Annotated in this window: 1 pseudogene; it reads right to left on the reverse strand. The window is 53.2% G+C overall.

What is annotated here, in order from left to right:
- Positions 1 to 374, reverse strand: a pseudogene (locus FDX22_RS19550) (1,4-alpha-glucan branching enzyme); the annotation flags it as partial.

Raw genomic sequence — 374 nt, forward strand, 5'->3', positions numbered from 1 at the left:
AAGGCCCACATCCAGCCGTAGTAGGCGCGCAGGTTGGCAAACTTCTGCCATGCGTCTCCCGGCATGCGATCGAGAATGGATTTTTTACCGTGTACCACTTCGTCATGCGACAGCGGCAGGACAAAGTTTTCGGTGTAGTTGTACAGCATACCGAAGGTCAGCTTGTCGTGATGGTACTGACGATGAACCGGGTCCAGTTTCATGTAGTCCAGCGTGTCGTGCATCCAGCCGAGGTTCCACTTATACCAGAACCCTAAACCGCCCATGTCCTGCGGTCTTGAAACGCCAGCAAAATCAGTGGACTCTTCCGCCATGCTCACCGCACCCGGCACCTGTTCGCCAAGAATACGGTTGGTATTGCGTAAAAATTCAAT

Source organism: Citrobacter sp. TBCS-14 (genome assembly GCF_005280805.1).
GTDB lineage: Bacteria > Pseudomonadota > Gammaproteobacteria > Enterobacterales > Enterobacteriaceae > Citrobacter > Citrobacter gillenii.